This is a genomic window from Streptomyces sp. NPDC016851, from assembly GCF_055562795.1.
The window spans coordinates 458,606-480,696 of sequence record NZ_JBVHEP010000002.1; the positions used below are offsets into that span (position 1 = coordinate 458,606).

At 71.1% G+C, this 22,091-nt stretch carries 22 protein-coding genes; 5 read left to right on the plus strand and 17 right to left on the minus strand.

Annotated features, from left to right (window positions below):
• The first annotated feature begins 68 nt into the window (after positions 1-68).
• The gene (locus ACZ3I3_RS04785) at positions 69-479 is read left to right on the plus strand and encodes a hypothetical protein (protein ID WP_467362534.1); all 411 of its coding nucleotides are present in this window, start codon (positions 69-71) and stop codon (positions 477-479) included.
• A gap of 170 nt (positions 480-649) precedes the next feature.
• Here the strand turns inward: ACZ3I3_RS04785 and ACZ3I3_RS04790 are convergent, their stop codons facing one another.
• From ACZ3I3_RS04790 to ACZ3I3_RS04805, 4 genes are all read right to left on the minus strand, one after another.
• Positions 650-1,186, minus strand: coding sequence for a hypothetical protein (locus ACZ3I3_RS04790; protein ID WP_467362536.1), 537 nt, complete (start codon positions 1,184-1,186; stop codon positions 650-652).
• An 820-nt stretch (positions 1,187-2,006) separates the two neighbouring features.
• Entirely contained in the window at positions 2,007-2,348 is a 342-nt protein-coding gene (locus ACZ3I3_RS04795) for a hypothetical protein (RefSeq protein WP_467362537.1), read from the minus strand.
• Between the two features lie 118 nt (positions 2,349-2,466).
• Complete coding sequence (locus tag ACZ3I3_RS04800; RefSeq protein ID WP_467362732.1) at positions 2,467-3,597, minus strand: serine hydrolase domain-containing protein; 1,131 nt, start codon at positions 3,595-3,597, stop codon at positions 2,467-2,469.
• Entirely contained in the window at positions 3,594-4,997 is a 1,404-nt protein-coding gene (locus ACZ3I3_RS04805) for a multidrug effflux MFS transporter (RefSeq protein WP_467362539.1), read from the minus strand. The genes ACZ3I3_RS04800 and ACZ3I3_RS04805 overlap by 4 nt, the downstream gene beginning before the upstream one ends.
• Before the next feature lie 85 nt (positions 4,998-5,082).
• On the opposite strand from ACZ3I3_RS04805, the gene ACZ3I3_RS04810 reads away from it, so the two are divergent.
• Positions 5,083-6,117, plus strand: coding sequence for a Gfo/Idh/MocA family protein (locus ACZ3I3_RS04810; RefSeq protein ID WP_467362540.1), 1,035 nt, complete (start codon positions 5,083-5,085; stop codon positions 6,115-6,117).
• A 30-nt stretch (positions 6,118-6,147) separates the two neighbouring features.
• Here the strand turns inward: ACZ3I3_RS04810 and ACZ3I3_RS04815 are convergent, their stop codons facing one another.
• Positions 6,148-7,788 (minus strand): alkaline phosphatase D family protein, encoded by a 1,641-nt coding sequence (locus ACZ3I3_RS04815; RefSeq protein ID WP_467362541.1) that lies wholly within the window; start codon positions 7,786-7,788, stop codon positions 6,148-6,150.
• Between the two features lie 133 nt (positions 7,789-7,921).
• Between ACZ3I3_RS04815 and ACZ3I3_RS04820 the strand changes: the two genes are divergently transcribed.
• The gene (locus tag ACZ3I3_RS04820; RefSeq protein WP_467362543.1) at positions 7,922-8,680 is read left to right on the plus strand and encodes an SDR family oxidoreductase; all 759 of its coding nucleotides are present in this window, start codon (positions 7,922-7,924) and stop codon (positions 8,678-8,680) included.
• 301 nt (positions 8,681-8,981) lie between these two features.
• On the opposite strand, the gene ACZ3I3_RS04825 is transcribed toward ACZ3I3_RS04820, so the two are convergent.
• The 3 genes from ACZ3I3_RS04825 to ACZ3I3_RS04835 form a co-directional block, all read right to left on the minus strand.
• Positions 8,982-10,124: a D-alanyl-D-alanine carboxypeptidase family protein gene (locus tag ACZ3I3_RS04825; RefSeq protein WP_467362545.1), complete on the minus strand. Its 1,143-nt coding sequence runs from the start codon at positions 10,122-10,124 to the stop codon at positions 8,982-8,984.
• Positions 10,125-10,267: 143 nt separating this feature from the next.
• A complete protein-coding gene (locus tag ACZ3I3_RS04830; RefSeq protein WP_467362547.1) occupies positions 10,268-11,254 on the minus strand; it encodes an aldo/keto reductase in 987 nt (328 codons plus the stop codon).
• Between the two features lie 58 nt (positions 11,255-11,312).
• Positions 11,313-11,639, minus strand: a complete 327-nt coding sequence (locus tag ACZ3I3_RS04835) for a hypothetical protein (RefSeq protein WP_020269661.1) — start codon at positions 11,637-11,639, stop codon at positions 11,313-11,315.
• 155 nt (positions 11,640-11,794) lie between these two features.
• Here ACZ3I3_RS04835 and ACZ3I3_RS04840 point away from each other — a divergent pair, with 155 nt between their 5' ends.
• The gene (locus ACZ3I3_RS04840) at positions 11,795-12,352 is read left to right on the plus strand and encodes a DoxX family protein (RefSeq protein ID WP_467362549.1); all 558 of its coding nucleotides are present in this window, start codon (positions 11,795-11,797) and stop codon (positions 12,350-12,352) included.
• Between the two features lie 45 nt (positions 12,353-12,397).
• Entirely contained in the window at positions 12,398-12,742 is a 345-nt protein-coding gene (locus ACZ3I3_RS04845; protein WP_467362551.1) for a MazG-like family protein, read from the plus strand.
• 18 nt (positions 12,743-12,760) lie between these two features.
• On the opposite strand, the gene ACZ3I3_RS04850 is transcribed toward ACZ3I3_RS04845, so the two are convergent.
• The 9 genes from ACZ3I3_RS04850 to ACZ3I3_RS04890 form a co-directional block, all read right to left on the minus strand.
• Positions 12,761-13,537 (minus strand): hypothetical protein, encoded by a 777-nt coding sequence (locus ACZ3I3_RS04850; protein ID WP_467362553.1) that lies wholly within the window; start codon positions 13,535-13,537, stop codon positions 12,761-12,763.
• A 77-nt stretch (positions 13,538-13,614) separates the two neighbouring features.
• The gene (locus ACZ3I3_RS04855; RefSeq protein ID WP_467362555.1) at positions 13,615-14,079 is read right to left on the minus strand and encodes a hypothetical protein; all 465 of its coding nucleotides are present in this window, start codon (positions 14,077-14,079) and stop codon (positions 13,615-13,617) included.
• Between the two features lie 20 nt (positions 14,080-14,099).
• The gene (locus ACZ3I3_RS04860; protein WP_467362557.1) at positions 14,100-15,377 is read right to left on the minus strand and encodes an MCE family protein; all 1,278 of its coding nucleotides are present in this window, start codon (positions 15,375-15,377) and stop codon (positions 14,100-14,102) included.
• The gene (locus ACZ3I3_RS04865) at positions 15,374-16,678 is read right to left on the minus strand and encodes an MCE family protein (protein WP_467362559.1); all 1,305 of its coding nucleotides are present in this window, start codon (positions 16,676-16,678) and stop codon (positions 15,374-15,376) included. The genes ACZ3I3_RS04860 and ACZ3I3_RS04865 overlap by 4 nt, the downstream gene beginning before the upstream one ends.
• Before the next feature lie 26 nt (positions 16,679-16,704).
• Positions 16,705-17,838 carry an MCE family protein gene (locus tag ACZ3I3_RS04870; RefSeq protein ID WP_467362561.1) on the minus strand — a complete coding sequence of 378 codons (1,134 nt, stop codon included), beginning with the start codon at positions 17,836-17,838 and terminating at the stop codon, positions 16,705-16,707.
• Complete coding sequence (locus ACZ3I3_RS04875; protein WP_467362734.1) at positions 17,835-18,842, minus strand: MCE family protein; 1,008 nt, start codon at positions 18,840-18,842, stop codon at positions 17,835-17,837. Before ACZ3I3_RS04875 ends, ACZ3I3_RS04870 begins: the two co-directional genes overlap by 4 nt.
• 140 nt (positions 18,843-18,982) lie before the next feature.
• Positions 18,983-20,041, minus strand: coding sequence for an MCE family protein (locus tag ACZ3I3_RS04880; RefSeq protein WP_467362563.1), 1,059 nt, complete (start codon positions 20,039-20,041; stop codon positions 18,983-18,985).
• A complete protein-coding gene (locus ACZ3I3_RS04885) occupies positions 20,038-21,279 on the minus strand; it encodes an MCE family protein (RefSeq protein ID WP_467362565.1) in 1,242 nt (413 codons plus the stop codon). The genes ACZ3I3_RS04880 and ACZ3I3_RS04885 overlap by 4 nt, the downstream gene beginning before the upstream one ends.
• Before the next feature lie 8 nt (positions 21,280-21,287).
• Entirely contained in the window at positions 21,288-22,091 is an 804-nt protein-coding gene (locus ACZ3I3_RS04890; RefSeq protein ID WP_467362567.1) for an MlaE family ABC transporter permease, read from the minus strand.

A 22,091-nucleotide genomic window follows, 5' to 3' on the forward strand; every position in this document is an offset into this window, starting at 1 on the left:
GCGAGGCAGTACACGGCAGCTGGCGTCCACCGCCGCGTCGTTGGGCCGGCGGGTGGCAAGCTGTGCCGATGAGCGACTACCGACTGTGGCTCGCTGCGATTCCACAGCCCCTGTCCGAGGCCGACGCGCGGGTCTACTGGAACCTCAAGGACCCGACCTCTGCCCTCATCGAAGCACTGGCCGGTGCGGCTTACTTTTACGTCGGCTCCTGGCAGGAGGCGCACGTGTCCGAGCGCCCCCAGTCGGGGCGTAGCCCAGCGGTGCGACTGTTCGACTGGCTGTTTCTGCGAGGCACCATCGACCGTTATCAGGCTCCCGTGCTGGACCCACAACTGCGGGACGAACTGAACGCTCTCTACCGACCCCGCGCAGACGACCTGCCGTCCGAGTCCACGGCCGCCCATGAGCTGGACAGCTTTCTGGCCGGGCACATGTTCTGGTACCTGCTCCCCGAGGAGCAGGCACCGGTCGGCCCGTGAGACAGCGAGCACCCCTTCAGGAGAGGGACGGGGCACGCCAGGACTCGTTGAGCACCGGACCCAGACATGGATGCGCGAGAACTCCATCTGAGCCTCACCTTTGAAGCGCCTCCAATGCGCTTGGTGGCGGGGCAATGGGACCTCCGACAGCGGGGGTTTTGCACCTCGCGTCAGAGGCTCTCAGCCCCCGCCTCGTAGTCCTTTGCCTGGGTGGGTGTCAGCAGGTTCGATACACGGATGAGGATGCCGCCGGCGATGTAGTGGTACTCGGTAGCGCCGGGCATGGACTTGGCGATCGTCTCGATGTACTTCGCCCGAGCCGTTGCCTCATCGGAGGTCTTGAACACCTCGACGCTGCCGCCGCGCTCAACTGCGTCCTCGGCCAGGCCCTCGACGTCCGCGGAGGAGACACGACTGTCGGAGAAGGCGGCCTTGCTGGTGTAGCCGCCCGGCCGCCCGAGCAGGTGGTTCGGGTCGTTGGCCTCGGTGTAGTCCTGGACGAGCTTCAATTCCGGGATGGACTTCTCCAGCGCGGCTACGGCTTGCCGCGCCGTCAGTTGGTCCGACTTCTTCGCCGGGGCCGCAGCCTCGGAGTTCGTGCCCTTTGACGATGCGCTCGACACGGTGTCGCTGGAGCCAGTGGAGCTACAGCCGGACAGCAGCGCTCCGGCAAGCGCTAGCCCGGCCACGGTGGTGCGAATGTGCATGATCCCCCCAAGAACAGCCTGAGTAGGCTTGATCGCGAACGGTAGCCCTTGACTCTTGACGGGAGGCTGGAGCAGCAGTGGCCAACCCTTTTGCACCGCCGCCAGAGAACCCGGGTGAACCGTTATGGTCACCCTTCGACGAGTACCTCTGGCACTCGTGCGACATCCTCGCCGATGTCCTCGAAGGACAAGTGGCCCGCCGGCCGGTGCTAGCCACGACCGCGCGACTCACGCACGGCGATCATGCACTCGCGGTAGGGCCGGGACAACGCCTGACCTGGAGAGCCCTTGGAAGCGGGAGCTACAACCACACCAATGTCGCTGCCTTTGGCAGCCCTGGCTTTGTGATCGGCTCGTTGGTGGGCTCTGCGATCGGCAACTCCGTCCGTCGTCGTCAGGCAGCACGTGACGCCCAGCCGCGTTGGGTAGCGGACGGGGCTGGCGAACTGACCCTCACGCTGCGGAGGCTCCATTTCGCTCATGCTGCCGAACTTGACCTCGACTGGCGGGCGTTGAGCTCGATAGAGCTCGCAGCACCTGACGTGTTCCAGACGAGCTTCATCAACACCCGCGGTTCCCAGACGACGGTTCGAGTACAGACACGTGGGCACCGCTTGCTTTCGCCCTTGCCGCGGTCACCGCGTTCCCGGCTCATCCGCGCTTACTCACCCGCAGTTGGCTTCCTCCGGACTTCGAAGAACGCTGCGCCCGGGCAGGCCGTCCGTGTCGTCCAGCCGCACATCTCGCACTGCGGTCAAGCGGCACCTAGTGCTGTGACCGGAAACGAACACCGGGTTGCTGCTGACGAGCGCCCCGCCGGTCAGCTCTGCCAGACGGCGCGTTCGATCCGATACTGCTCCACCAGCTCCTCGAACTGCCCGGCAGCAGCCGCGCTCACTGTGACTCGTCGTTCCTCACCCGCAACGCCGCGCACCTGGTCAGCCACCTGGGCGGCCCGCGTGCCTGACGCATAGACGCCCAAGACGAGGACCGTGGCCTCGATGCCGTCGTCAGGCTGCTCGTCGTCACCCAGGGTGAAACTCCACGGCACGTCACAGGGCGGCCCGTGGTCGGGGTCCGGACACAGCAGACGCTTGACTGGTTCCTGCAGCGCCAAAGCCTCCTGCACGCTCAGGCATCCGTGAATCCGGATTTCGTACACCCCAGGCTCATCCACAACTGCAATGTCTCCCTCATGCCGTCAGCACCGCTCCGGACTCCGACGGTAATGAGCACAGAGCAGCACCGCATCAGGTCTCTCCCCTAGGTGCTCCCCCATCTCACATCCCCCGCACCGCCCGAGCCACCCGCGACCCCGCCGCCGCCCTCGGCGCGCTGTCCGGATGGCGGCGGCGGGGATGGACCGCGTTGGTGAGGAGGATCAGGAACGTGTCCGTCGCCGGGTCGAGGACGAGGGACGTGCCCGTGAAGCCCGTGTGGCCTGCCGCGCCGCGGCCCGCCAGGTCGCCCATGAACCACGGCTGGTCGAGGGAGAAGCCCAGGCCGGGCGGGGTGAAGAGGAGTTCGACGAAGTCGGGGCCGAGGATGCGGGCGGGTCCGTGGGAGCCGCCGGCGAGGAGGGTGCGGCAGAAGACCGCGAGGTCCCGGCCCGTGGAGAACAGGCCCGCGTGGCCCGCTACTCCCCCGAGCGCCCAGGCGTTCTCGTCGTGCACCTCGCCCCGCAGCATCCCCCGGTCCGCCTTGGCCCACGGCCGCCGCTGGTCCTCCGTCGCCGCCGCCCCGGGGCACGGCCCGAACTCCGTCGCTGTCATGCCCAGCGGCCGGGTGATGCCGTCCCGGAAGAGGACGTCGAGCGTGCGGCCGGTGAGGCGTTCGAGGAGGTGCTGGAGGAGCAGCATGTTCAGGTCGGAGTAGCGGTACGTGCCCGGTGCCTCGACCGGTGCCTCCGCCTGCAGCACGGCCAGCCGCTCGGCGTCGTCCGTGCAGTCGTACAGCGGGAGTTCGGGCCGCAGCCCGGAGGTGTGGGTGAGCAGCTGCCGTACGGTGATGCCGTGCCGGGCCGCCCCCGTGAAGTCGGGCAGGTACGCCCCCACCCGCGCGTCGATGCCCAGGGTGCCACGCTCGATCTGCTGCACGGTCGCCACGGCTGTGAACAGTTTGGTCAGGGACGCGAGGTCGAAGGGCGTGCCGACGGTCATCGGGACCCGGTCCTCGACGGGCAGTTCCACACCGGTGTCGGTGTCCTCGTCGTAGGCCGAGTACCGCACGGCCCAGCCCGCCGCCTCCTCGACCGCGATCACCGGGCCGCGGCCGACGACCAGGACCGCGCCCGGCGCCCAGGGGCGCTGCCCGGTGGTGAGGACGTGGACCTCCCGGACCAGGTGACGCAGTTCCCCGGGGTCGAGGCCGGCCCGTTCCGGCGTGCCGTGGCGCAGTCGTGGTGCGCTCAGCTCCCTGCTCCCTCCACGCTCGCGCGCCTGCCGTCCGTCTTCCCGTCCGTTTCCCCGGCCGTGTTCCGGTCCGCCTTCCCGTCCGTCTCCCCGGCCGTGATCCCGTCCGGATTCTCGTCCCTCTTCCCGTCCGTCTTCCAAGGTCGGCACATTCCCACGAAGCAGGCCAGTGCCACCAGAGCGGCGGCCAGTTGGACGACGGCCATCGGGACGGCCGTGTCCTCTCCGGCGACGCCGACGAGCGGGGAGGCGATCGCGCCGATGAGGAACGACGACGTGCCGAGCAGGGCGGACGCCGAGCCGGCGGCGTGCTTCGTGCGCATCAGGGCGAGGGCCTGGGTGTTGGGCAGGGTGATGCCCATCGCGGACATCAGGACGAACAGCGCGACGGCGACGGGCACGAGGCCGACCTCGCCGAACACGCCCAGGGACATCAGCAGCAGCGCGGTCGCGGCCGTGATGACGATGGCCAGGCCGGTCCCCAGGACGCGGTCCAGGCTGACCCGGCCGACCAGGATCTTGCCGTTGATCTGGCCGACGAGGACCAGCCCGACCGAGTTGACGCCGAACAGCAGGCTGAACGTCTGCGGGGAGGCGCCGTAGATCTCCTGGATGACGAAGGGGGACGCGGAGATGTAGGCGAAGAGGGCGGCGAAGGCGAAGCCGCCGGTGAGGGTGTAGCCGGCGAAGGAGCGGTCGGCGAGCAGGCCGCGCATCGAGCGCAGGGCCTCGCCGACGCCGCCGCTGTGGCGCTGCGCGGGCGGCAGGGTCTCGGGGAGCCTCGTCCAGACCAGGGCGCCGATCAGGATGCCGATGACCGTGAGGACGACGAACACGCCCCGCCAGTCCGTCACGCGCAGGACCTGCCCGCCGATGAGCGGCGCCACGATCGGGGCGACGCCGGAGATCAGCATGAGGGTGGAGAAGAAGCGGGCCATGGCCATGCCGTCGTACAGGTCGCGGACGACGGCCCGGGCGATGACGATCGCGGCGGCGCCCGCGAGGCCCTGGGCCAGCCGGAAGGCGACGAGGAGTTCGACGGTGGGCGCGAGCGCGCACAGGACGGTGGCGACGATGAAGACGCCGAGTCCGGCCAGGAGGGGGCGACGGCGTCCCCAGCGGTCGCTCATCGGCCCGACGACCAGTTGGCCGAGCGCCATGCCGGCCAGGCAAGTGGTGAGGGTGAGCTGGACGGTCGCGGCGGGCGCGTGCAGGGCGCGCGTGACCTCCGGCAGGGCCGGGAGGTACATGTCCATCGCCAGCGGGGGTACGGCGGTCAGGCTGCCGAGGAGGAAGGTGACCAGGAGCCCGGTGCGGCGGTGCGATGTGAGGTCGGGCCGCTCCGTCCCGGCTGCGGCCCCCTGTGCGGTGTTCGGTATGGACGCCCCACCCTCGGGCATGAGTCCCTCCCTTTTCGAGTCGATCGCCACCTATGCTCTCAGCTCGTACGGGCTGCTCGGGTTACGAGGTGAAGGCGGGGCGGGAATGACGGCGGACACGGTGCGGTGGGGCATCCTGGCGACCGGGGGGATCGCGGGCGCGTTCACCGCGGATCTGATCGACCTGCCGGACGCGGAGGTCGTGGCGGTGGCGTCCCGGTCGGAGGCGTCGGCGAAGACGTTCGCGGAGCGGTTCGGGATTCCGCGGGCCTACGGCGACTGGGACGCGCTCGCCCGGGACGAGGACATCGATGTCGTCTACGTCGCCACGCCACACACGGCCCACCGGACCGCCGCCGGTCTGTGTCTGGCGGCCGGGCAGAACGTGCTGTGCGAGAAGCCGTTCACGCTGAACGTGCGCGAGGCGGTGGAACTCGTCGCGCTGGCGCGGGAGCACGGGCGCTTCCTGATGGAGGCGATGTGGATGTACTGCAATCCGCTGGTGCGGCGGCTGAAGTCGCTGGTCGACGACGGTGCCATCGGTGAAGTGCGCACCGTGCAGGCGGACTTCGGGCTGGCCGGGCCGTTCCCGCCCTCGCACCGGCTGCGGAACCCGGAGCTGGGCGGGGGCGCGCTGCTCGATCTCGGCGTGTATCCGGTGTCGTTCGCGCAGCTGCTGCTCGGGGAGCCGTCGGACGTCGCAGCGAGAGCGGTGCTCTCCGACGAGGGCGTCGATCTCCAGACGGGAGCGCTGCTCTCCTGGGAGAGCGGCGCTCTCGGCTCGGTGCACTGCTCCATCGTCGGCGGCACGGCGACCTCCGCCTCGGTCACCGGCTCACAGGGCCGTATCGACATCCCGCACGGCTTCTTCTTCCCGGACCGCTTCGTACTGCACCGGGACGGCCGTGACCCCGAGGAGTTCACGGCCGACCCGGCGGACGGGCCCCGCAACAGCCTCCGTCACGAGGCGTCCGAGGTGATGCGTGCCCTGCGCGCCGGTGAGACCGAGTCCCCGCTCGTCCCCCTCGACGGCACGCTCGCCGTGATGCGGACGCTCGACGCGATCCGGGACCGCGTCGGCGTCCGCTACCCGGGCGAGACCCCGGACGAGGACCTCACGGCCGAGCTCACGCCGGCCTGAGCCCCTGCTCACACCGGCTTGAGTCCCTGCTCACACCGGCTTGAGCCCCTGCTCCCCCACCTCCGTCACGAAGGACGCGGCCGTCGTGACCGGCGCCCCCTGCCTGGTCACGTACGGCACGGTCTTGAAGTCGGCCCGCGCCGACTCCCGTCCCAGGGCGACCGTGACGTAGCCGCGCCGCCCGTTGAAGAACTTCAGGTGCGGATTGGCGGACATGTAGGTGTCCCAGGTGGCGGGCTTGTCGGCGCCGTCCCGGCCGCTGGAGATCGACGTCGCCACGATCTCGGTGCCGAGCGTCGCGGAGTTCCGGTCGTCGAAGTCGTCCTTGATGTCGAAGGCGTACGCCGCGTGCACGTCGCCGCTGAGCACCATCAGGTTCTCGACGCCGGCGGCCTTCGCCCCGTCGAGGACGCGCCGGCGTGAGGCGCTGTAGCCGTCCCAGGCGTCCATCGACACCCGCGACGGGGTGGTGGCGTCCATGTGCCGCCGGGCGAACAGGACCTGCTGCGGTACGACGTTCCACAGCGCCCGCGAGGAGCGCCAGCCGTCGAGCAGCCACCGTTCCTGCGTCGCCCCGGTCATGGTGCGCGCCGGGTCGTCGGACTCGGGGCCGGGGACGTGCGCCTTGTCGCCGTAGGCCTGGTCGGAGCGGTACTGGCGGGTGTCGAGGACGTCGAACTGGGCCAGCCGGCCCCAGTGCAGGCGGCGGTAGAGCCGCATGTCGGGTCCGGTGGGACGCTGCGGCTGACGCAGCGGCTGGTTCTCCCAGTAGGCGCGGTAGGCGGCGGCGCGGCGCAGCAGGAACTCCTCCGGCGGGACGCTGTTCTCGGGGATGCCGTCGGCGTAGTTGTTCTCGGTCTCGTGGTCGTCCCAGGTGACGACGAAAGGGTGCGCGGCGTGCGCGGCGCTCAGGTCGGCGTCGGACTTGTAGAGGGCGTACCGCAGGCGGTAGTCCTCCAGGGTCAGGGTCTCGCGGTTGAAGAGGTCGGGCAGCGTGCGGTCGGTGTAGTTGCGCTGGCCGCCGGCGGAGTTGACGGCGTACTCGTAGAGGTAGTCGCCGAGGTGGAGGACGAGGTCGACGTCGTCGGCGGCGAGGTGGGCGTACGGCGTGTAGTAGCCGTCGTGGTAGGCCTGGCAGGAGACGGCGGCGAGGGTGAGTTCCGGGACGCGGCTGCCGGGGTCCGGGGCGGTGCGGGTGCGGCCGGTCGGGCTGACCCAACGGCCGGTGCGGAAGCGGTAGTAGTAGACGCGTCCGGCGTCCAGGTGGCCCACCTCGACGTGGACGGTGTGGTGGAACTCGGGGTGCGCGGTGGCGGTACCGCGCCGGGCGATGCGGCGGAACCGCTCGTCGTGGGCGAGCTCCCAGTGGACGGTGACGCGTTCGGCGGGCAGTCCGCTGTCGGCCTGGAACGGGGCGGGTGCGAGGCGGGTCCACAGGATGACCGAGCCGGGCAGCGGGTCGCCGGAGGCGACGCCCAGCGTGAACGGGTTCTCGGTGATCCGCGCGGCGTCGAGTTCGGCGGCGGCCGCGACTCCCGGGGACGGCAGGTTGGTCGCGAAGGCCAGCGCGGCGGCGGCGCCGGTGGCGGTGAGGAAGCGGCGGCGGCCGATGTGCCGGGCTGCCGCGCGGAGTTCGGGGGCGTGCTGGGACGGGTGTGCTGCGGGTGTCATCCGGTCCTCCCCTGACGAATGGCTCAGGGGGCATTGGAGTGGCCGGGGACGACACCTGGTTGACACGTACACAGCACTCGCGTGACGGATGGGTGAGTTCCGCATGGCGGGCCCTCCCGTACGCTGCGGGCCCATGAATGCCAAGGAAAATGCGATCGCGGTGGTGACCGGGGCGGGCTCCGGCATCGGCCGGGCGGTCGCCGTGGAACTGCTCCGGGCCGGCTGGTCGGTGGCGCTGGCGGGACGGCGGGCCGAGGCGCTGGAGGAGACGGCGGCCCTGGTGCCCGGGGGCGCGGCTCTCGCCGTACGGACGGACGTCTCACGGCCCGAGGACGTGGCCGCCCTGTTCGCCGCCACCGTCGAGCGCTTCGGACGGGTCGACCTGCTGTTCAACAACGCGGGCACGTTCGGGCCCGGCGGCGTGCCGGTCGAGGAGCTGCCCTACGAGGCGTGGCGGCACGTGGTGGACACCAACCTCAACGGGGCGTTCCTGTGCGCGCAGGCGGCGTACCGGCAGATGAAGGAGCAGGAGCCGCAGGGCGGGCGGATCATCAACAACGGCTCGATCTCCGCGCACGCGCCGCGTCCGCACTCGGTGGCCTACACCGCGACCAAGCACGCGCTGACCGGTCTGACCAAGTCGCTGTCGCTGGACGGGCGGCCGTACCGGATCGCCGTCGGGCAGATCGACATCGGCAACGCGGCCACCGACATGACGGCCCGTATGCAGACGGGAGCCCTGCAAGCGAACGGGGAGGTCGCCCCGGAACCGGTCATGGACGTCGCCGACGTGGCCCGCACGGTCCGGCACATGGCGGAGCTGCCGCTGGAGGCGAATGTGCAGTTCGCGACCGTACTGGCCACGGCGATGCCGTACATCGGGCGCGGCTGATCCGGGGACGGGGCTTCGTCAACTCGACAACTCGACAACTCGTCGACTCGTCAACCTGCACAAACGGAATACCAACGTCCGCACCATTGCGGCCGGTCGGGCGCTTATGCTCAAATCTCCTACACGAAAGCTTCACAGTTGGAGCAGAGAGCTTCCGTCGGCCACATCCAGGGGGGCGGCGGCAGTCGTTCCACGGCACCGGGTGGGGGTGGACCCCGCGTGGGACCGCGGGGTACGCACCGGTGCGTGTGGAACGACTGCCGCAAACGTCAAGGGCGGGGTGCCGTGCGGCCGGTGGGCGTTATTCGCGGTGCCGTCCCTTCGCGGGCCGACGCGCCCCGCGCCGGCGCAGCGCCCAGGCACCGCCCGCCAGGAGCGCGACCGCGGTGCCGGCGCCTTCCACCAGCCGCCCCGCCGAGGGTCCGTGCGTGACCGTACCGGCGGCCGTGGTCCCTCGCCCGGGTGACGGCTCCGCCCCGCGCCCCGCGCTCACCGGCTCGACCAGCGTGCCCACCGCCCGTGCCGACGCACGTTGCGCGAAACCCCAGTCGAGCAGGGCGGCGGCCTCCTCGTAGACGGCGTCGGCGCGGTCGGCGGGGTGCATGACGGTGACGAGCAGGGTGCGCCCGGCCCGTGTGGCGGCGCCGGTGAAGGTGTTGCCGGCCTGGGTCGTGTAGCCGTTCTTCACACCGATCAGCCCCGGATACGCCCGAAGGCCCCACGCCCCGCCCAGCAGCCGGTCGGTGTTCTGGATCTGGAACGTCTTCCCGCCCCCGGCCGGGAAGTCGGCCGTCCTCGTACGGCAGTAGGCGCGGAAGCCGGGGTTCCGCAGTCCGTACCGGGCGAAGAGCGTCAGGTCGTACGCCGAGGACAGCTGCCCCGGGTGGTCGAAGCCGTCCGGGCTGACCACGTGCGTGTCCAGGGCCTGGAGTTCCCGCGCCTTGGCCCGCATGCCGGCGACGGTCCTCGCCACACCGCCGTTCATATGGGCCAGGACGTGCACGGCGTCGTTCCCCGAGCGCAGGAAGACGCCCTGCCAGAGCCGGCCGACGGTGTACGTGGTCCCGGGCCGGATGCCGACGAGGCTGGAGCCCGCCGGTATGCCGGCGAGGTCGGCGGCGGTGACGGTGTGCCGAGCGCCGGGCGGGAACCGGTCGAGCACCGTGTCGGCGAACAGCATCTTCAGCGTGGACGCGGGCGGCAGCCGCCGGTGGACCCGGTATGCGGCCAGCACCTCGCCGCTGTCCTGGTCGGCGACCAGCCAGGACCGGGCGGTGAGCCCAGCGGGCAGTCCGGTGGTGCTGCCCGTCTGCACCGCGTCGGCGCCGAGGCGGTCGCCGCCGAGCACGGGCCCGGAGGCCCGGGCCGGTGCGGCGGCGGCCACCGGGGCGGCCACGGCCAGGGCGAGCACGGAACGTCTGGACAGCCGGGCGGAGTCGCACATCCCGCGACGTTACGAAGCGAAACCCCTTCGGCGTGCACGGAACGTCCAAAGACTCCCCCAAGGTCCCGCAAGGGTCACGCTGCTCGGCATGAGCCCGGACACCGCCCGGCGCCGGGCGGTCACCGTCCAAGCAGCCGCGGCGTTCACCGCCCGAGCAGCCGGTCGACCTCGGCCAGCTGCGCGCCGGTCAGTGCCCCCTTCTCCAGCGCCGCCGCGTTCTCCTCCGCCTGGGCGACCGAACGGAAGCCCGGGATGGGAACCGTGCGCGGGCTGCGCGCCCACAACCAGGCCAGGGCGCCCTGGCCGAGCGTGCGGCCCTCACTGGTGAGGACGTCCCTGACGGCGTCGATCCGGGCGAGCCACTCCGGGTCGGCGCCGGACCCGTCACCGAACCCCTGGAGCCAGGCCGGGGGCCTGCTGCGGATGTCACCGGCCTCCAACGGCTGCCGGGCCCGGCGTTTCCCGGTGAGCAGCCCCATGGCGAGCGGACTGCGGTTGATGCTCGCCAGGCCCGCCTCCTCGCACAGCCGGATCATCGCGGGCGCGTCCTGGAGGACGTTGAGCGTGTGCTGGACGGCGGCGCAGTGCGGCCCCTCGGCGAACACGGCGGCGCGTGCCGGGTCGTCGGTGCTCCACGCGTACGCCCGTATCAGCCCTTCGCTGACCAACTCCTCGCACGCGTCCCGGAGCACGGCGGCCTGCTCGGTGTCAGCGTCGGAGAGGTGGAACTGGTAGAGATCGACGTAGTCGGTGCCGAGCCGGTCCAGGGACGCGGTCAGGGCGCGGCGCAGGTGGGCCGGGGAGGCGTCGCCGCCGGTGCGGGTCCGGGTGTCCTCGTCGAACACGTTGCCCCACTTGGTGGCGACGACCGTCTCGGCCCTGCGCTTGCCGAGGGCCCGGCCGAGCACGCGTTCGCTGTGTCCGGCGCCGTAGGTGTCGGCGGTGTCGAAGAAGGTGACGCCCAGGTCGAGGGCGCGCCGCACCGCCCGCACCGACTCCTCGTCGTCGACCTTGCCCCAGCCGAGCGGCTGCCCGTCCGTGTCCTGCCATTCCCCGCCGATCGCCCAGCAGCCGAAGCCGAGGGCGCTCACCTCGATGCCGCTGCGTCCGAGCGGCCGTGTGGTTTCCATGACCGGGAGGCTAGGAGTTGGAGCGCACGCGAACACAAGCCCCGGCGGGGTGCGGTTTTCAGGCCTGGCCGGTCTCGAAGCGGGAGATCCTGCCGTCGTCGTCCACGGTGAAGCTCCACCGGGTGCGCATCTCGCCCCAGGTGTCGTTGCTGTAGCGGGCGATGAGAGCGCGGCCGCCGTTGGACTCGTTGTCGACCTCCAGGTGGCCGTGGGAGGAGAAGATCTCCCGGTCGATCCAGTCGGCGAGGTCGCGGTCGGAGCCGTCGTCCGCCATGGTCGCGCCCGGCGCGAGAAGTGCCATGAAGGCCTCGCGGTCGTGGTTGTTCACGGCGGTCACGAAGGCGCGGACGGCCGGGTCGCTGAGACGCGTGGTCTGAATCGTCATGCCAGTCAGCCTCGTACCGGCCACCGGACCACGCCACCGGTGCCACCCGAACGGCGTCCCGGGAGAGTCCGCCGGGTGTCGGGGGGTGTCAGGGGTGCGACGGTGGAAACGCGACGGGGAGTGTTCTGTTCCTGCTGTCTGCTCCGGGAGACGACGTGAGGCGTTACGACCGACGTGATCTGGGCCTGCTGCTGCTCCGGCTGGGGACGGGCGGTGTGCTCGCCGCGCACGGCACGCAGAAGCTGTTCGGCTGGTTCGGCGGGCACGGCATCGAGGGGACCGGCCAGTTCATGGAGTCCGTCGGCTACGCCCCCGGCAAGGCGAGCGCGACGGCGGCGGGCCTCGCCGAGACCGGCGGCGGCACCCTGCTGGCCCTGGGCCTCGCCACACCGGCGGCCGGGGCCGCGGCGGCCGGTGCGATGGCGGGCGCGGCGGCGGTGCACACCCCGAACGGCTTCTTCAACCAGAGCGGCGGCTACGAGTACGCGGCGACACTGGGCCTCACCGCCGCGGGCCTCGCCGTCACCGGCCCGGGCCGGCTCTCTCTGGACCACGCGCTCGGGCACGCCGTGAACCGGGGCTGGATGATCCCGGCGGCGTTCGCGGCGACGGCGGCGGGGACGGCGCTGATCGTGGGGGCGCGGGCCCGGCGGCTGCGGAAGGAGAAGGAGGGCGAGCAGGACGCGCTGTTCGAGGAGGAGTACCTGGAGTAGCAGCGGCAGGGGGCACTGTCAGACCCTCGTGGCAGGCTGCCGCCCATGAGTGATCACACGCCGCCCGTGCCCGACCTGTGGGCCACCATCGACGCCCTGTCCGAGTGGCTCGACACCCACCGCCCGGTCGAGGGCCGCGAGGGCGTGCTCCTGCGCATCCTGAAACTGTCCGAGGAGGTCGGCGAGGTCTCCGAGGCGGTCATCGGCGCGACCGGCCAGAACCCGCGCAAGGGCGTGACGCACACGTGGGACGACGTGCAGGCGGAGCTGTGCGACGTCGCCATCACGGCACTGATGGCGCTGCGGACGCTGACGCCTGAGGCGCGGGAGGTGTTCGGGCGGCATCTGGAGGGGGTGCGGGAGCGGTCACTGGCCACGGCGGCGGGCTGATCCGAGACGGAGCCGCCTTCACAGCGCGTCCACCGCGCTCACCTTCCACCCGTCGCCCGTGCGGTCCATCGTCATCCGCACCCGGTTCTGGTCCACTCGGGCCCCCGAGACCTGGGTGCTCTCGGTGACCTGGTTGACGAAGAGCAGCACCACGACCTTGTCGGGGGAGGCCGAGACGACGGAGGCGGCCGGGGTGCCGCCGGAGCCGGGGGCGGCGACCGTGGCCTTCACCACGCCGTGGTACTTCTCGGCCGTGGGGGCGACCACGGTCTTCGTGGTCTTGCCGTACTCGTCGCGGAAGTCGCCGGTCAGGTGGGCACGGGCCCTGGAGAAGTCCTGGTCCAGGCGGCGGTAGTCGTACGACAGGACGATCGGCGCCGCCTTTCGCGCGGCCGCGAGCGCCTCGCTCCGGGCCGTCTCCGCCATACGGCCGTCGCGGTACTGCCATCCCAGGGCGGCGAGCGCGACCAGACCTGCGACGAGCAGGACGGCCAGGACCAGGGTGAGCAGCCTCCGACGGCCGCCGGGGCCGGGCTCGCTCCGGTCCTGTGGCGCGTCCTCCTCGAAAGTCCCGTCCTCCTCGAACGACTCCGGCGACGGCTCCGGCGGGTCGTCCCAGCCGTCCTTCGGGGCCTCGACGAGGACGGTGCGTCCGGCGCGGGGCCGCTCGGCCGGGCGCGGGGACTCCTCGTCGCCGGCCGCCGCAGTGCCCGCCTCACGGTGGCCGCGCTCCGCGCGCTTCGCCGCGGCGCGGGCGGCCGCCGTCATCGTGCGACGGGTGGTCGTCTTCGGCATGGTGGTACTCCTCGTGCTCCTCGTCGGTGCTTGTCGGTGCTTGTCGGTGCCTGTCGGTCGGCGGATCGGCCCGCGGGTCAGCCGACGAACTCGACGTCGGACGTCAGCCAGCGGCCGTCCTTGTGCACGAGGTCGAGCTGGAGCCGGTACGTGCGCGCCTCCCCCTCGGGCGCGGCGGTGTTGCTCACCTTGCTGTCGGCGACCACCAGCACTCGGGCCGAGTCCTCGTCGGAGCGGACGATGCCCGCCTCCAGGACCTGGCCCTGCGACACGGACTGGTTCTGGGCCACCAGCTTCGTCAGCTGGTCCGTCTGCGCGGTGAACTGCTTCTTGAACTCGCCGGTCGCGCCCGCCAGTACGTTCGCGCTGTCGCGGTCGTAGTGCCGGTAGTCGAGGGAGGTGAAGTTCAGCGCCGACTGGCGGGCGGCGGCCAGGATGCCCTGGCGTCGCTGGTCCGCCTCGCGCTGCTGGTAGAGGCCGAAGGCCAGCCAGAGTGACAGTGCCGTGGTGACGACGGTCGCCGTGACGAGCCCTGCCGTCATCACTCCGGGGCGCACCGGCCTCAGGCCACGGGGCCAACGAGCAGCCATTGCCACGACTCCTTTCCGAACACGGCCTGCTGGCCGCCCGTCGAGCCGATCTCGACGTTGCTTCCGTCCGGGCCGGTGGTGGTACCGGTCTCCGGGTCGTACGGGGTGACGTACGCCGCCTGGTTCGCGCCGCCGCCGGGGGTCGACGCGCCCGGGGCGTTCTGCGCACCCCGTACCGACGACTGGCTGCCGCGCGGGAGCGTGCAGCGGGCGCCGGTGTTCGCCTCGCGTGTGCTGGTGTCCGCGGGGTCGCGGCGTGCCGTGCCGTAGCCCTGGGTGCAGGCCGGCGGGTCGTCGGCGTTCAACACCAAGCCGAAGTGGGTGGTGCCGTCGCCCGGGACGACCGTGTAGCTGCCCTCGACCATCAACGGGAAGGTGACCAGGGCCTGCTCGACGCCGGGGAGGCGGGCCAGCGTGACCTGGCCGCCGCTGATCAGGTTGGCCAGCAGGACCGACAGCTGCGGCCCGGTCGACTTGAGCAGCGAGTTCAGCTCCTGCCCCGCCGGCCGCGCGTTGCCGATCAGCTTGCGCAGGTCCCCGTCGCTCGCCTTCAACTGGGCCGAGAGCGCCGCCAGATCGCGCGCGAACGACTTGATCGACGAGCCCTGGTCGGCCTGTGTCTTGAGGACCTTGCGTGAGTCCTCGATCAGGGCGATCGTCTCCGGCAGCGCCTCGGACGCCGACTCGACCAGGGTGTTGCCCGAGTCCACCAGGCGGCTCAGGTTCGGGCCGGTACCGGCGAACGCCTGGCCCAACTCGTCGACCGTGACGCCCAGGTCGTCCTTGCCGACCGAGTTCACCAGGCGGTCCAGGCTGAGGACCATGTCCGTCGTCGACAGCGGCACCCGCGTGCTCTCGCGCGGAATCGTGCTGCCGTCCAGCAGGTACGGCCCGCGGGAGGTGCGCGGCTGGAGGTCGACGTACTGCTCGCCCACCGCCGAACGGTTCGCCACCACGGCCAGCGCGTCCGCCGGGATGCGCGGCGCCCCGTCCTCGATGTCGAGCGTGACCGAGACGCCGTCGGGGCCGGTCAGGCGCAGGGCGCCGACCTTGCCCACCGGCACCCCGCGGTAGGTGACCTCGGCGCCGGGGAAGACGCCCCCGGAGTCGGCGAAGTCGGCCCGCACGGTGTAGCCGCGGTCCAGGACCTCGTCCACCAGGCCCGTGTACTCGGCGCCGACGTACGACACCCCCACAGCGGTGAGGGTGGCGAAGGCGATCAGTTGTGCCTTGACCGTACGGGTGATCACGGCTGGACCCCCTTCAGCATCAGTTCGGCGAGTTCGAGGTCGATCCCCTCGGGCCAGTCGCCCCGGGTGCGGTGGCCGCCGGAGCCGTAGTCGGCGGTGCAGACCGGCGGGCACAGCGGGTCGTCGCCGCCCGAGGGGGCCGACGGGCGCGACGGCACGCTCGGACCGCTCGGCAGCGCGGTGGGCTTCGGCACGTCCGGCAGATCCGGTGCCTCCGGGAGATCCGGTACGTCCGGCAGGTCCGGCGCCTCGGGAAGCTCCGGTATCCGCGTGTCCCCGCCCTTCCCGCCGCCCGGCTCGTCCGTCAGGTTGCCGTAGATCCCGGGCAGGTCGAGGTCCGCCGTGATGTGCAGGTTGACGTAGTCGCCCTTGATGGCGTCCACCACGTTGCGCGGGAACGGGTACGTCGTCAGCAGCTCCAGGGAGTTGGGCAGGTCGCTGCCCGCCTTGTTCAGCTGTCGCAGGATCGGCCGCAGCCGCTTGAGGTTGGCGACCGTGTCCGCGTGGGAGGCGTTGACCACCTTGGTGCCGGTCTTGCCCAGCTTCGACAGGGCGGTGAGCATCCTCGTCAGGTCGCGGCGCTGGTCGGCCAGGACCTTCAGGGCGGGCGGCATCGCGTCGACGGCGTCGGCGATCGTCGTCTTCTCCTTGCCCAGCCGTTTGGCCAGCCGGTCCACGGCCTTCAGCGCGCGGACGATGTCCCGGCGCTGGTCGTCCAGACCGCCGATGAACGTGTCGAGCTCCTTGAGCAGGGACTTGACCCGGTTCTCCCGGCCCTCCAGGGCCTTGTTCAGCTCCGTGGTGATCGTCTTGAGCTGGGCCACGCCGCCGCCGTTGAGGAGGGCGGACAGCGCGGACAGCACCTCCTCGACCTCCGGGTTGCGGCCGCTGCGGGACAGGGGGATCACGTCACCGTCGCGGAGCCGGCCGACCGGCGTGCCTTCCGGCGGCTCGGCCAGCGCCACGTACTTCTCGCCGAGCATGCTGGTCTGCCGCAGCCCGGCGACGGCGTTGGCGGGCAGCTTCACCGAGTCGGCGACCCGGAGGCGGACCCGCGCGTGCCAGCCCTCCAGCTCCACCTTCTCCACCGCGCCCACGGTGACGTTGTCGACCTTGACCGCCGACTGCGGGACCAGGTCGAGGACGTCGCGGAACTCGACGGTGACGTGGTAGGCGCGGCCGTCGGCGGCGGCTCCGCCGGGGAGCGGGACGTCGTACCAGCCGTTGAACTCGCAGCCGGACAGCAGCAGCGTCCCGACGGCCGCCCAGGCGACGGCCCCGCCCTTGCTCGGTGGCCTCATGCGCGATGGCCTCATGCGCGGTGGCCTCATGCGCGTGCCCCCAGGATTCCGCCGAGGGTGCGGTCGACCGTGCCGGTGACCGCGGTGCCCCCCGGCACTTCGGGAACTGCGGGCACTTCGGGCAGAGAGTCGAAGAGGTCCCTCAGGTCCTTGCAGTCGGTCTTCTCCCCGGTCGTCTTCAGGATCGAGCACAGCAGGGAGGCCGGATCCTGCGGATGGTCGGGGTTGTTGCGGGTGTCGAGGGTGCCGGCGGAGGGGTTGTAGGCGTTGTTCAGGTTCGACATGCCCGTCGGCGCGACCTCCAGCAGCTCCTCCAGCGCCGCCCGTTGGGTGACGAGCACCTTGGTCACCTTGCTCAGGCCCTCCACGTTCGAGGTCAGGGACTTCTTGTTCTTCTTCACGAAGGCGGACACGTCACCGAGAGCCGTGCCGAGGTGTTTCAGCGCCGCCGCCAGGTCCTTGCGCTCGCCCGCGAGTTGCTCGGCGACCTTGGCAAGGCTGCTGTTGAACGACCGCACGCTCTTGTCGTCCGCCGCCAGCGCCGCCGTGAACACCTGGAGGTTGCGGACCGTGCCGAACAGGTCCGTGCGGCCGTCGGAGAGAGTCGTGACCGCCTCCGAGAGGTCCTTGACCGTCCGGTGGAGGTTCTTCCCCTGGCCGTCGAGGTTGTCGGCGCTGACGCCGAGCAGCCGTGACAAGGCGCCGTCCTTGTTGGCGCCCTCGGGGCCGAGCGCCTCGGCCGTGGTGTGCAGGCTGTCGAAGACGCGGTCCAGTTCGACCGGTACGGCCGTACGCGATTCGGGGATCTCGTCCCCGTCCCGCAGCACCGGACCGCTCCGGTACACCGGCAGCAGCTGCACGTAACGGTCGCTGACCACAGAGGAGTTGATGATGGCGGCCTGCGCGTCCGCCGGGACCTTGCGGTCCGCGTCGTACTCCAGCTCCACCCGCACCCGGCCGCCCTCCGGCGTGATCTTCTTGACCTCGCCGATCCGTACGCCCAGCACGCGGACGTCCGAGCCGGGGTAGATGCCGACGGTGCGGGGGAAGTACGCCGTGACGCGGGCCGGTTCGGTCCGCGGCCACAGGACGTAGGTGAGTGCGGCGACCAGGGCCAGGGCGGTCAGCAGGGCCAGGGGCTTCGTCCGACGGTTGCTCACTGCGCGCCTCCCGTCCGCGTCCGCGGCACCACAGGGGCGGCGACCAGGTTCTGGACGTAGGAGTCGAACCAGCGGCCGTTGCCGAGGGTGTTGGTGAAGACCCGTACGTAGGGGGCCAGGAGCTTGATGCTCCGTTCCAGGCCGGCTTGGTTGCGTTCGAGCATCTTCACCACGGTGTTGAGGCCCTTGAGCGCGGGCCCGATCTCCTTCTCGTTGTCCTGGACCAGGCCGGAGAGCTGGATGCCGAGCGCGGCGGAGGTCTTCAGCAGCTTGTGGATCGCCGCGCGCCGCTTGTTGATCTCCTTGAACAGCTTGTCGCCGTCCTCGACCAGGGCGGTGAAGTCGCCCGACCGGTCGGCGAGTACGCCCGTCACGCCGTTCGCGTGGTCGAGGAGCTCGGTGAGGGCCTTGTCGCGCGAGGCCACCGTCCGGGAGATCTTCGACAGGCCCTTGATGGACGCCCGTACCTCTTCGGGTGAGTCCTCGAAGGTCGTGGAGATGGTGTCCAGGGCCTTGGCCAGCTGTTCGGTGTCGACCTTCTCCGTCGTGGTGGTGAGGTCGCTGAACGCCTGCACGACGTCGTACGCGGGGACGGTCCGCTCCAGCGGGATCTCGCTGCCGGGCTCCAGCCGGCCCCGTCCCTTGGGGTGCAGGGCGAGGTACTTCGCGCCGAGGATCGTCTTGACCCGGATCGACGCGCCCGTCTCGGTGCCGAACGCCGGCTCGTCCTTGATCTTGAAGGTGACCTTGACGTGGTCGCCGTCCAGGTCGACCTCCTCGACCTTGCCGACCTTGACCCCGGCGATCCGCACCTCGTCGCCCGGCTTGAGACCGCCCGCCTCCGCGAAGGCGGCGCTGTACGTCTCGCCGTCGCCGATCACCGGCAGGCGGTCGGCGTTGAACGCGGCCGCGGTCAGCAGCGCGAGGACGGTGAGTCCGACGGCGCCGATGACGACGGGGTTGCGCTCGCGGAAGGGGCCGAGGCGGGGGCGCCGGAGTCGCATCCTCGGCAGCTTCGGCGGGTCGATGCGGACCTTGACCAGCGGCTGCGGACGCGGCGTGCGGCGGGGCAGGAGCCGTATCTTCGGCAGCTTCGGCGGTTCCACCCGCACCTTGACCAGCGGCTCCGGGCGGCGCTTGCGGCTCATGCCCCACACCTCGCCCTCGCCACGTACATCTCGGGCGTGAGCACCTGCTTCGTCTTCGGCAGCACGATCCGGCCGTCGAAGTCGCACAGGTAGAAGTTGAACCACGAGCCGTAGGACGCCGTCCCCGTCAGCTCGTTGAGCTTGTTCGGCAGCCTCTTCAGCACGCCCTCCACGGTCTTCTCGTTGTCGTTCAGCGTCCCGGTGAGGTCGGTCAGTTCCGCGATGTCGTCCTTCAGCGGCGGACGCGCGTCCTTCAGCAGGCCCGAGGTGGCCTCCGTCAGATCGCCGATGCTCACCAGCGACTCCCCGATGGGCTTGCGGTCGGCGGACAGGCCGGAGATGACCCGGCGCAGTTGCTTGAGCAGTCCGGAGAAGCGGGCGCCGCGCTTGTCGAGCGTCTTCAGCACGGTGTTGAGGTTGTCGATCACCGAGCCGATCAGCTTGTCGCGGCCGGCCAGCGTCGTAGTGAGCGACGCCGTGTGCGTCAGCAGGCTGTTGACGGTGCCGCCCTCGCCCTGGAGGGTCTTGATGATCTCGGTGGCGAGCTGGTTGACGTCCTTCGGGCTGAGCGCGGCGAACAGCGGCTTGAAGCCGTTCAGCAGCGCGTTCAGGTCGAGGGCGGGCTGGGTGCGCGCGAGCGGGATCGTGCCGCCGGGGCGCAGCCGAGTGCCGTCGCCCGCGCCCTCGGTCAGCGCGACGTAGCGCTGACCGACCAGGTTGCGGTAGCGGATGACGGCGCCGGTGCTGGTGAGCAGCGGCCGGTCCTGGCTGACCGTGAAGGTGACCTCGGCCAGCGTCCGGTCCTTGATCCGGATGCCCGCGACCTCGCCGACCCGCACTCCGGCCACCCGGATGTCGTCGCCCTCCTCCAGGCCGGTGACGTCGCTGAAGACCGCGCGGTACTCGTGCTCGGGGGTGAAGGAGATGTTCACGATGGTGGCGGCGAGCAGGGCCGTCGCCACCACCGTCACGAGCGCGAAGAGACTGAACTTGATCAGCGGGGCGGCGGTCTGCCGGGCACTTGCGGCGGTCTGCCGGGCGCTCGTGGTGCTCATGCGACACTCACCGCCGTCCCGCGCGCCATCGGCCCGAACAGCAGCGTCGCGACCGGCGGCACCTCGTCCGCGGGCACGCCCAGCGCCGGCGCCACGAGCGAGCCGACGGCCCGCTGCTCGGCGCGGGTGGCGGAGACGCCGAGCGGGCCGCCCGGGGCCGAACCCGGCTTCTTGGAACCGTCGTTGAGGTGAGCGCCGGGCGCCGGCACCGGAGGATGCGGCAGATCACGGCAGTTGGGGCCCGACCGCTCGCCGTAGCGCGGTTCCTCACCCGGTTCGTACGCGCCCTGCGGCCGTACGACTTCCAGCGTGATGTGCATCTTGCCGCCCCGGAACGCCTCCTCGGACGCCTTCTCCTGCCGGACCAGGCCGGCCAGCAGACAGGGGTACTGCGGGGAGTAGCGGGCGAACAGCTCCAGCGTGGGGCGGGAGACCCGGCCGAGGGTGATCAGCCGGTCGCCGTTGGTGTCGAGGAAGTCGTCGGCGGTGCCCGCGACGGTGGCCGTGGACTTCAGCGCCGCCGCCAGCCGGTCCTTCTCCTCGACGATCGTGCGGCTGGTGGTGACGGTGTTGCGCAGGATCTCCATCAGGTCGGGCGCGGCGTCGCCGTAGACCTCGGCGACGTCGGCGAAGCGTGCGATGTCCTCTTTCAAGGACGGCAGGTGCGGATTGAGGCGGCGCAGGTAGGCCTCCACTCGCGTGAGGTTGTCGCCGATCCGGTCGCCGCGGCCTTCGAGGGCGGTGGCGAACGCGGAGAGCGTGGCGTTGAGCTTGCCGGGCTGCACGGTCCGCAGCAGGGGCAGCAGGTCGTTCATCAGCTGCTGGACCTCGATGCCGACGCGGGTGCGGTCCTGGGTGATGACGTCACCGGCGCGGATGGGCCGGGCCGAGGAGCCGCGCGGTGCGACCAGGTCGACGTACTTCTCGCCGAACAGCGTCTTGGGCAGCAGGCGCGCGTGCACGTCGGACGGGATGTGGGTGACGTGCTCCGGCTTGAGCGCGATGTCGAGCGTCGCCTTCGTCCCGTCGGCCCGCACCTCGCGCACCTCGCCGACCAGCAGCCCGCGCAGCTTGACGTCGGCGCGCGGATCGAGCTGGTTGCCGAGGCTGTCGGCCTCCAGCGTGATCCGCACGACCGGCGTGAACGCCTGCCGGTAGACGGCGACGGACAGGGACAGCAGCAGCGCGAGCACGGCGATGAAGACGACGCCGTACAACCGCAGTCTCAGCACCTTCATACGGCGGCTCACCCCGCGATCCGTACGGTCGTGCTGGCGCCCCAGATCGCCAGCGACAGGAAGAAGTCCAGGACGTTGATCGCCACGATCGAGGTCCGCACCGCGCGGCCCACCGCGACGCCGACGCCCGCCGGGCCGCCGCTCGCGTAGTAGCCGTAGAAGCAGTGCACGAGGATGATCAGCACGGCGAAGACCAGCACCTTGCCGAAGGACCACAGCACGTCCACCGGTGGCAGGTACTGCTGGAAGTAGTGGTCGTAGGTGCCCGTCGACTGTCCGTAATAGCCGGTGGTGATGGTGCGGGCGGCCAGGTACGAGGACAGCAGGCCGATCACGTACAGCGGGACGACGGCCACGAACCCGGCGATCATCCGCGTCGTCACGAGGAACGGCAGCGAGGGCACGCCCATGACCTCCAGCGCGTCGGTCTCCTCGCTGATCCGCATCGCGCCGAGCTGGGCGGTGAACCCGGCGCCGACGGTCGCGGAGAGCGCGAGCCCGGCCACCAGCGGGGCGATCTCCCGGGTGTTGAAGTACGCCGAGAGGAAGGCGACGAAGTTGGAGGTGCCGAGCTGGTTCAGGGCCGCGTATCCCTGCAGCCCGACCTCCGTGCCGGTGAAGAACGACAGGAAGGCGATGACGCCGACCGTGCCGCCCACGACGGCGAGAGCGCCCCGGCCGAAGCTCACCTCGGCCAGCAGCCGCAGGATCTCCTTCTTGTAGCGGCGCAGGGTGCGGCCGGTCCAGGCCAGCGAGCGGCCGTAGAAGGAGAGTTGGGCGCCCAGCTCCTCCAGACGATTCAGCAGCGCCAT

Coding starts and splice junctions, on each gene's coding strand:
- ACZ3I3_RS04785 (WP_467362534.1), top strand. CDS start 69: ATGAGCGACTACCGACTGTGGCTCGCTGCGATTCCACAGCCCCTGTCC.
- ACZ3I3_RS04790 (WP_467362536.1), bottom strand. CDS start 1,186: ATGCACATTCGCACCACCGTGGCCGGGCTAGCGCTTGCCGGAGCGCTG.
- ACZ3I3_RS04805 (WP_467362539.1), bottom strand. CDS start 4,997: ATGCCCGAGGGTGGGGCGTCCATACCGAACACCGCACAGGGGGCCGCA.
- ACZ3I3_RS04810 (WP_467362540.1), top strand. CDS start 5,083: ATGACGGCGGACACGGTGCGGTGGGGCATCCTGGCGACCGGGGGGATC.
- ACZ3I3_RS04815 (WP_467362541.1), bottom strand. CDS start 7,788: ATGACACCCGCAGCACACCCGTCCCAGCACGCCCCCGAACTCCGCGCG.
- ACZ3I3_RS04820 (WP_467362543.1), top strand. CDS start 7,922: ATGAATGCCAAGGAAAATGCGATCGCGGTGGTGACCGGGGCGGGCTCC.
- ACZ3I3_RS04825 (WP_467362545.1), bottom strand. CDS start 10,124: ATGTGCGACTCCGCCCGGCTGTCCAGACGTTCCGTGCTCGCCCTGGCC.
- ACZ3I3_RS04830 (WP_467362547.1), bottom strand. CDS start 11,254: ATGGAAACCACACGGCCGCTCGGACGCAGCGGCATCGAGGTGAGCGCC.
- ACZ3I3_RS04835 (WP_020269661.1), bottom strand. CDS start 11,639: ATGACGATTCAGACCACGCGTCTCAGCGACCCGGCCGTCCGCGCCTTC.
- ACZ3I3_RS04845 (WP_467362551.1), top strand. CDS start 12,398: ATGAGTGATCACACGCCGCCCGTGCCCGACCTGTGGGCCACCATCGAC.
- ACZ3I3_RS04850 (WP_467362553.1), bottom strand. CDS start 13,537: ATGCCGAAGACGACCACCCGTCGCACGATGACGGCGGCCGCCCGCGCC.
- ACZ3I3_RS04855 (WP_467362555.1), bottom strand. CDS start 14,079: ATGACGGCAGGGCTCGTCACGGCGACCGTCGTCACCACGGCACTGTCA.
- ACZ3I3_RS04865 (WP_467362559.1), bottom strand. CDS start 16,678: ATGAGGCCACCGAGCAAGGGCGGGGCCGTCGCCTGGGCGGCCGTCGGG.
- ACZ3I3_RS04875 (WP_467362734.1), bottom strand. CDS start 18,842: ATGCGACTCCGGCGCCCCCGCCTCGGCCCCTTCCGCGAGCGCAACCCC.
- ACZ3I3_RS04880 (WP_467362563.1), bottom strand. CDS start 20,041: ATGAGCACCACGAGCGCCCGGCAGACCGCCGCAAGTGCCCGGCAGACC.
- ACZ3I3_RS04885 (WP_467362565.1), bottom strand. CDS start 21,279: ATGAAGGTGCTGAGACTGCGGTTGTACGGCGTCGTCTTCATCGCCGTG.
- ACZ3I3_RS04890 (WP_467362567.1), bottom strand. CDS start 22,091: ATGGCGCTGCTGAATCGTCTGGAGGAGCTGGGCGCCCAACTCTCCTTC.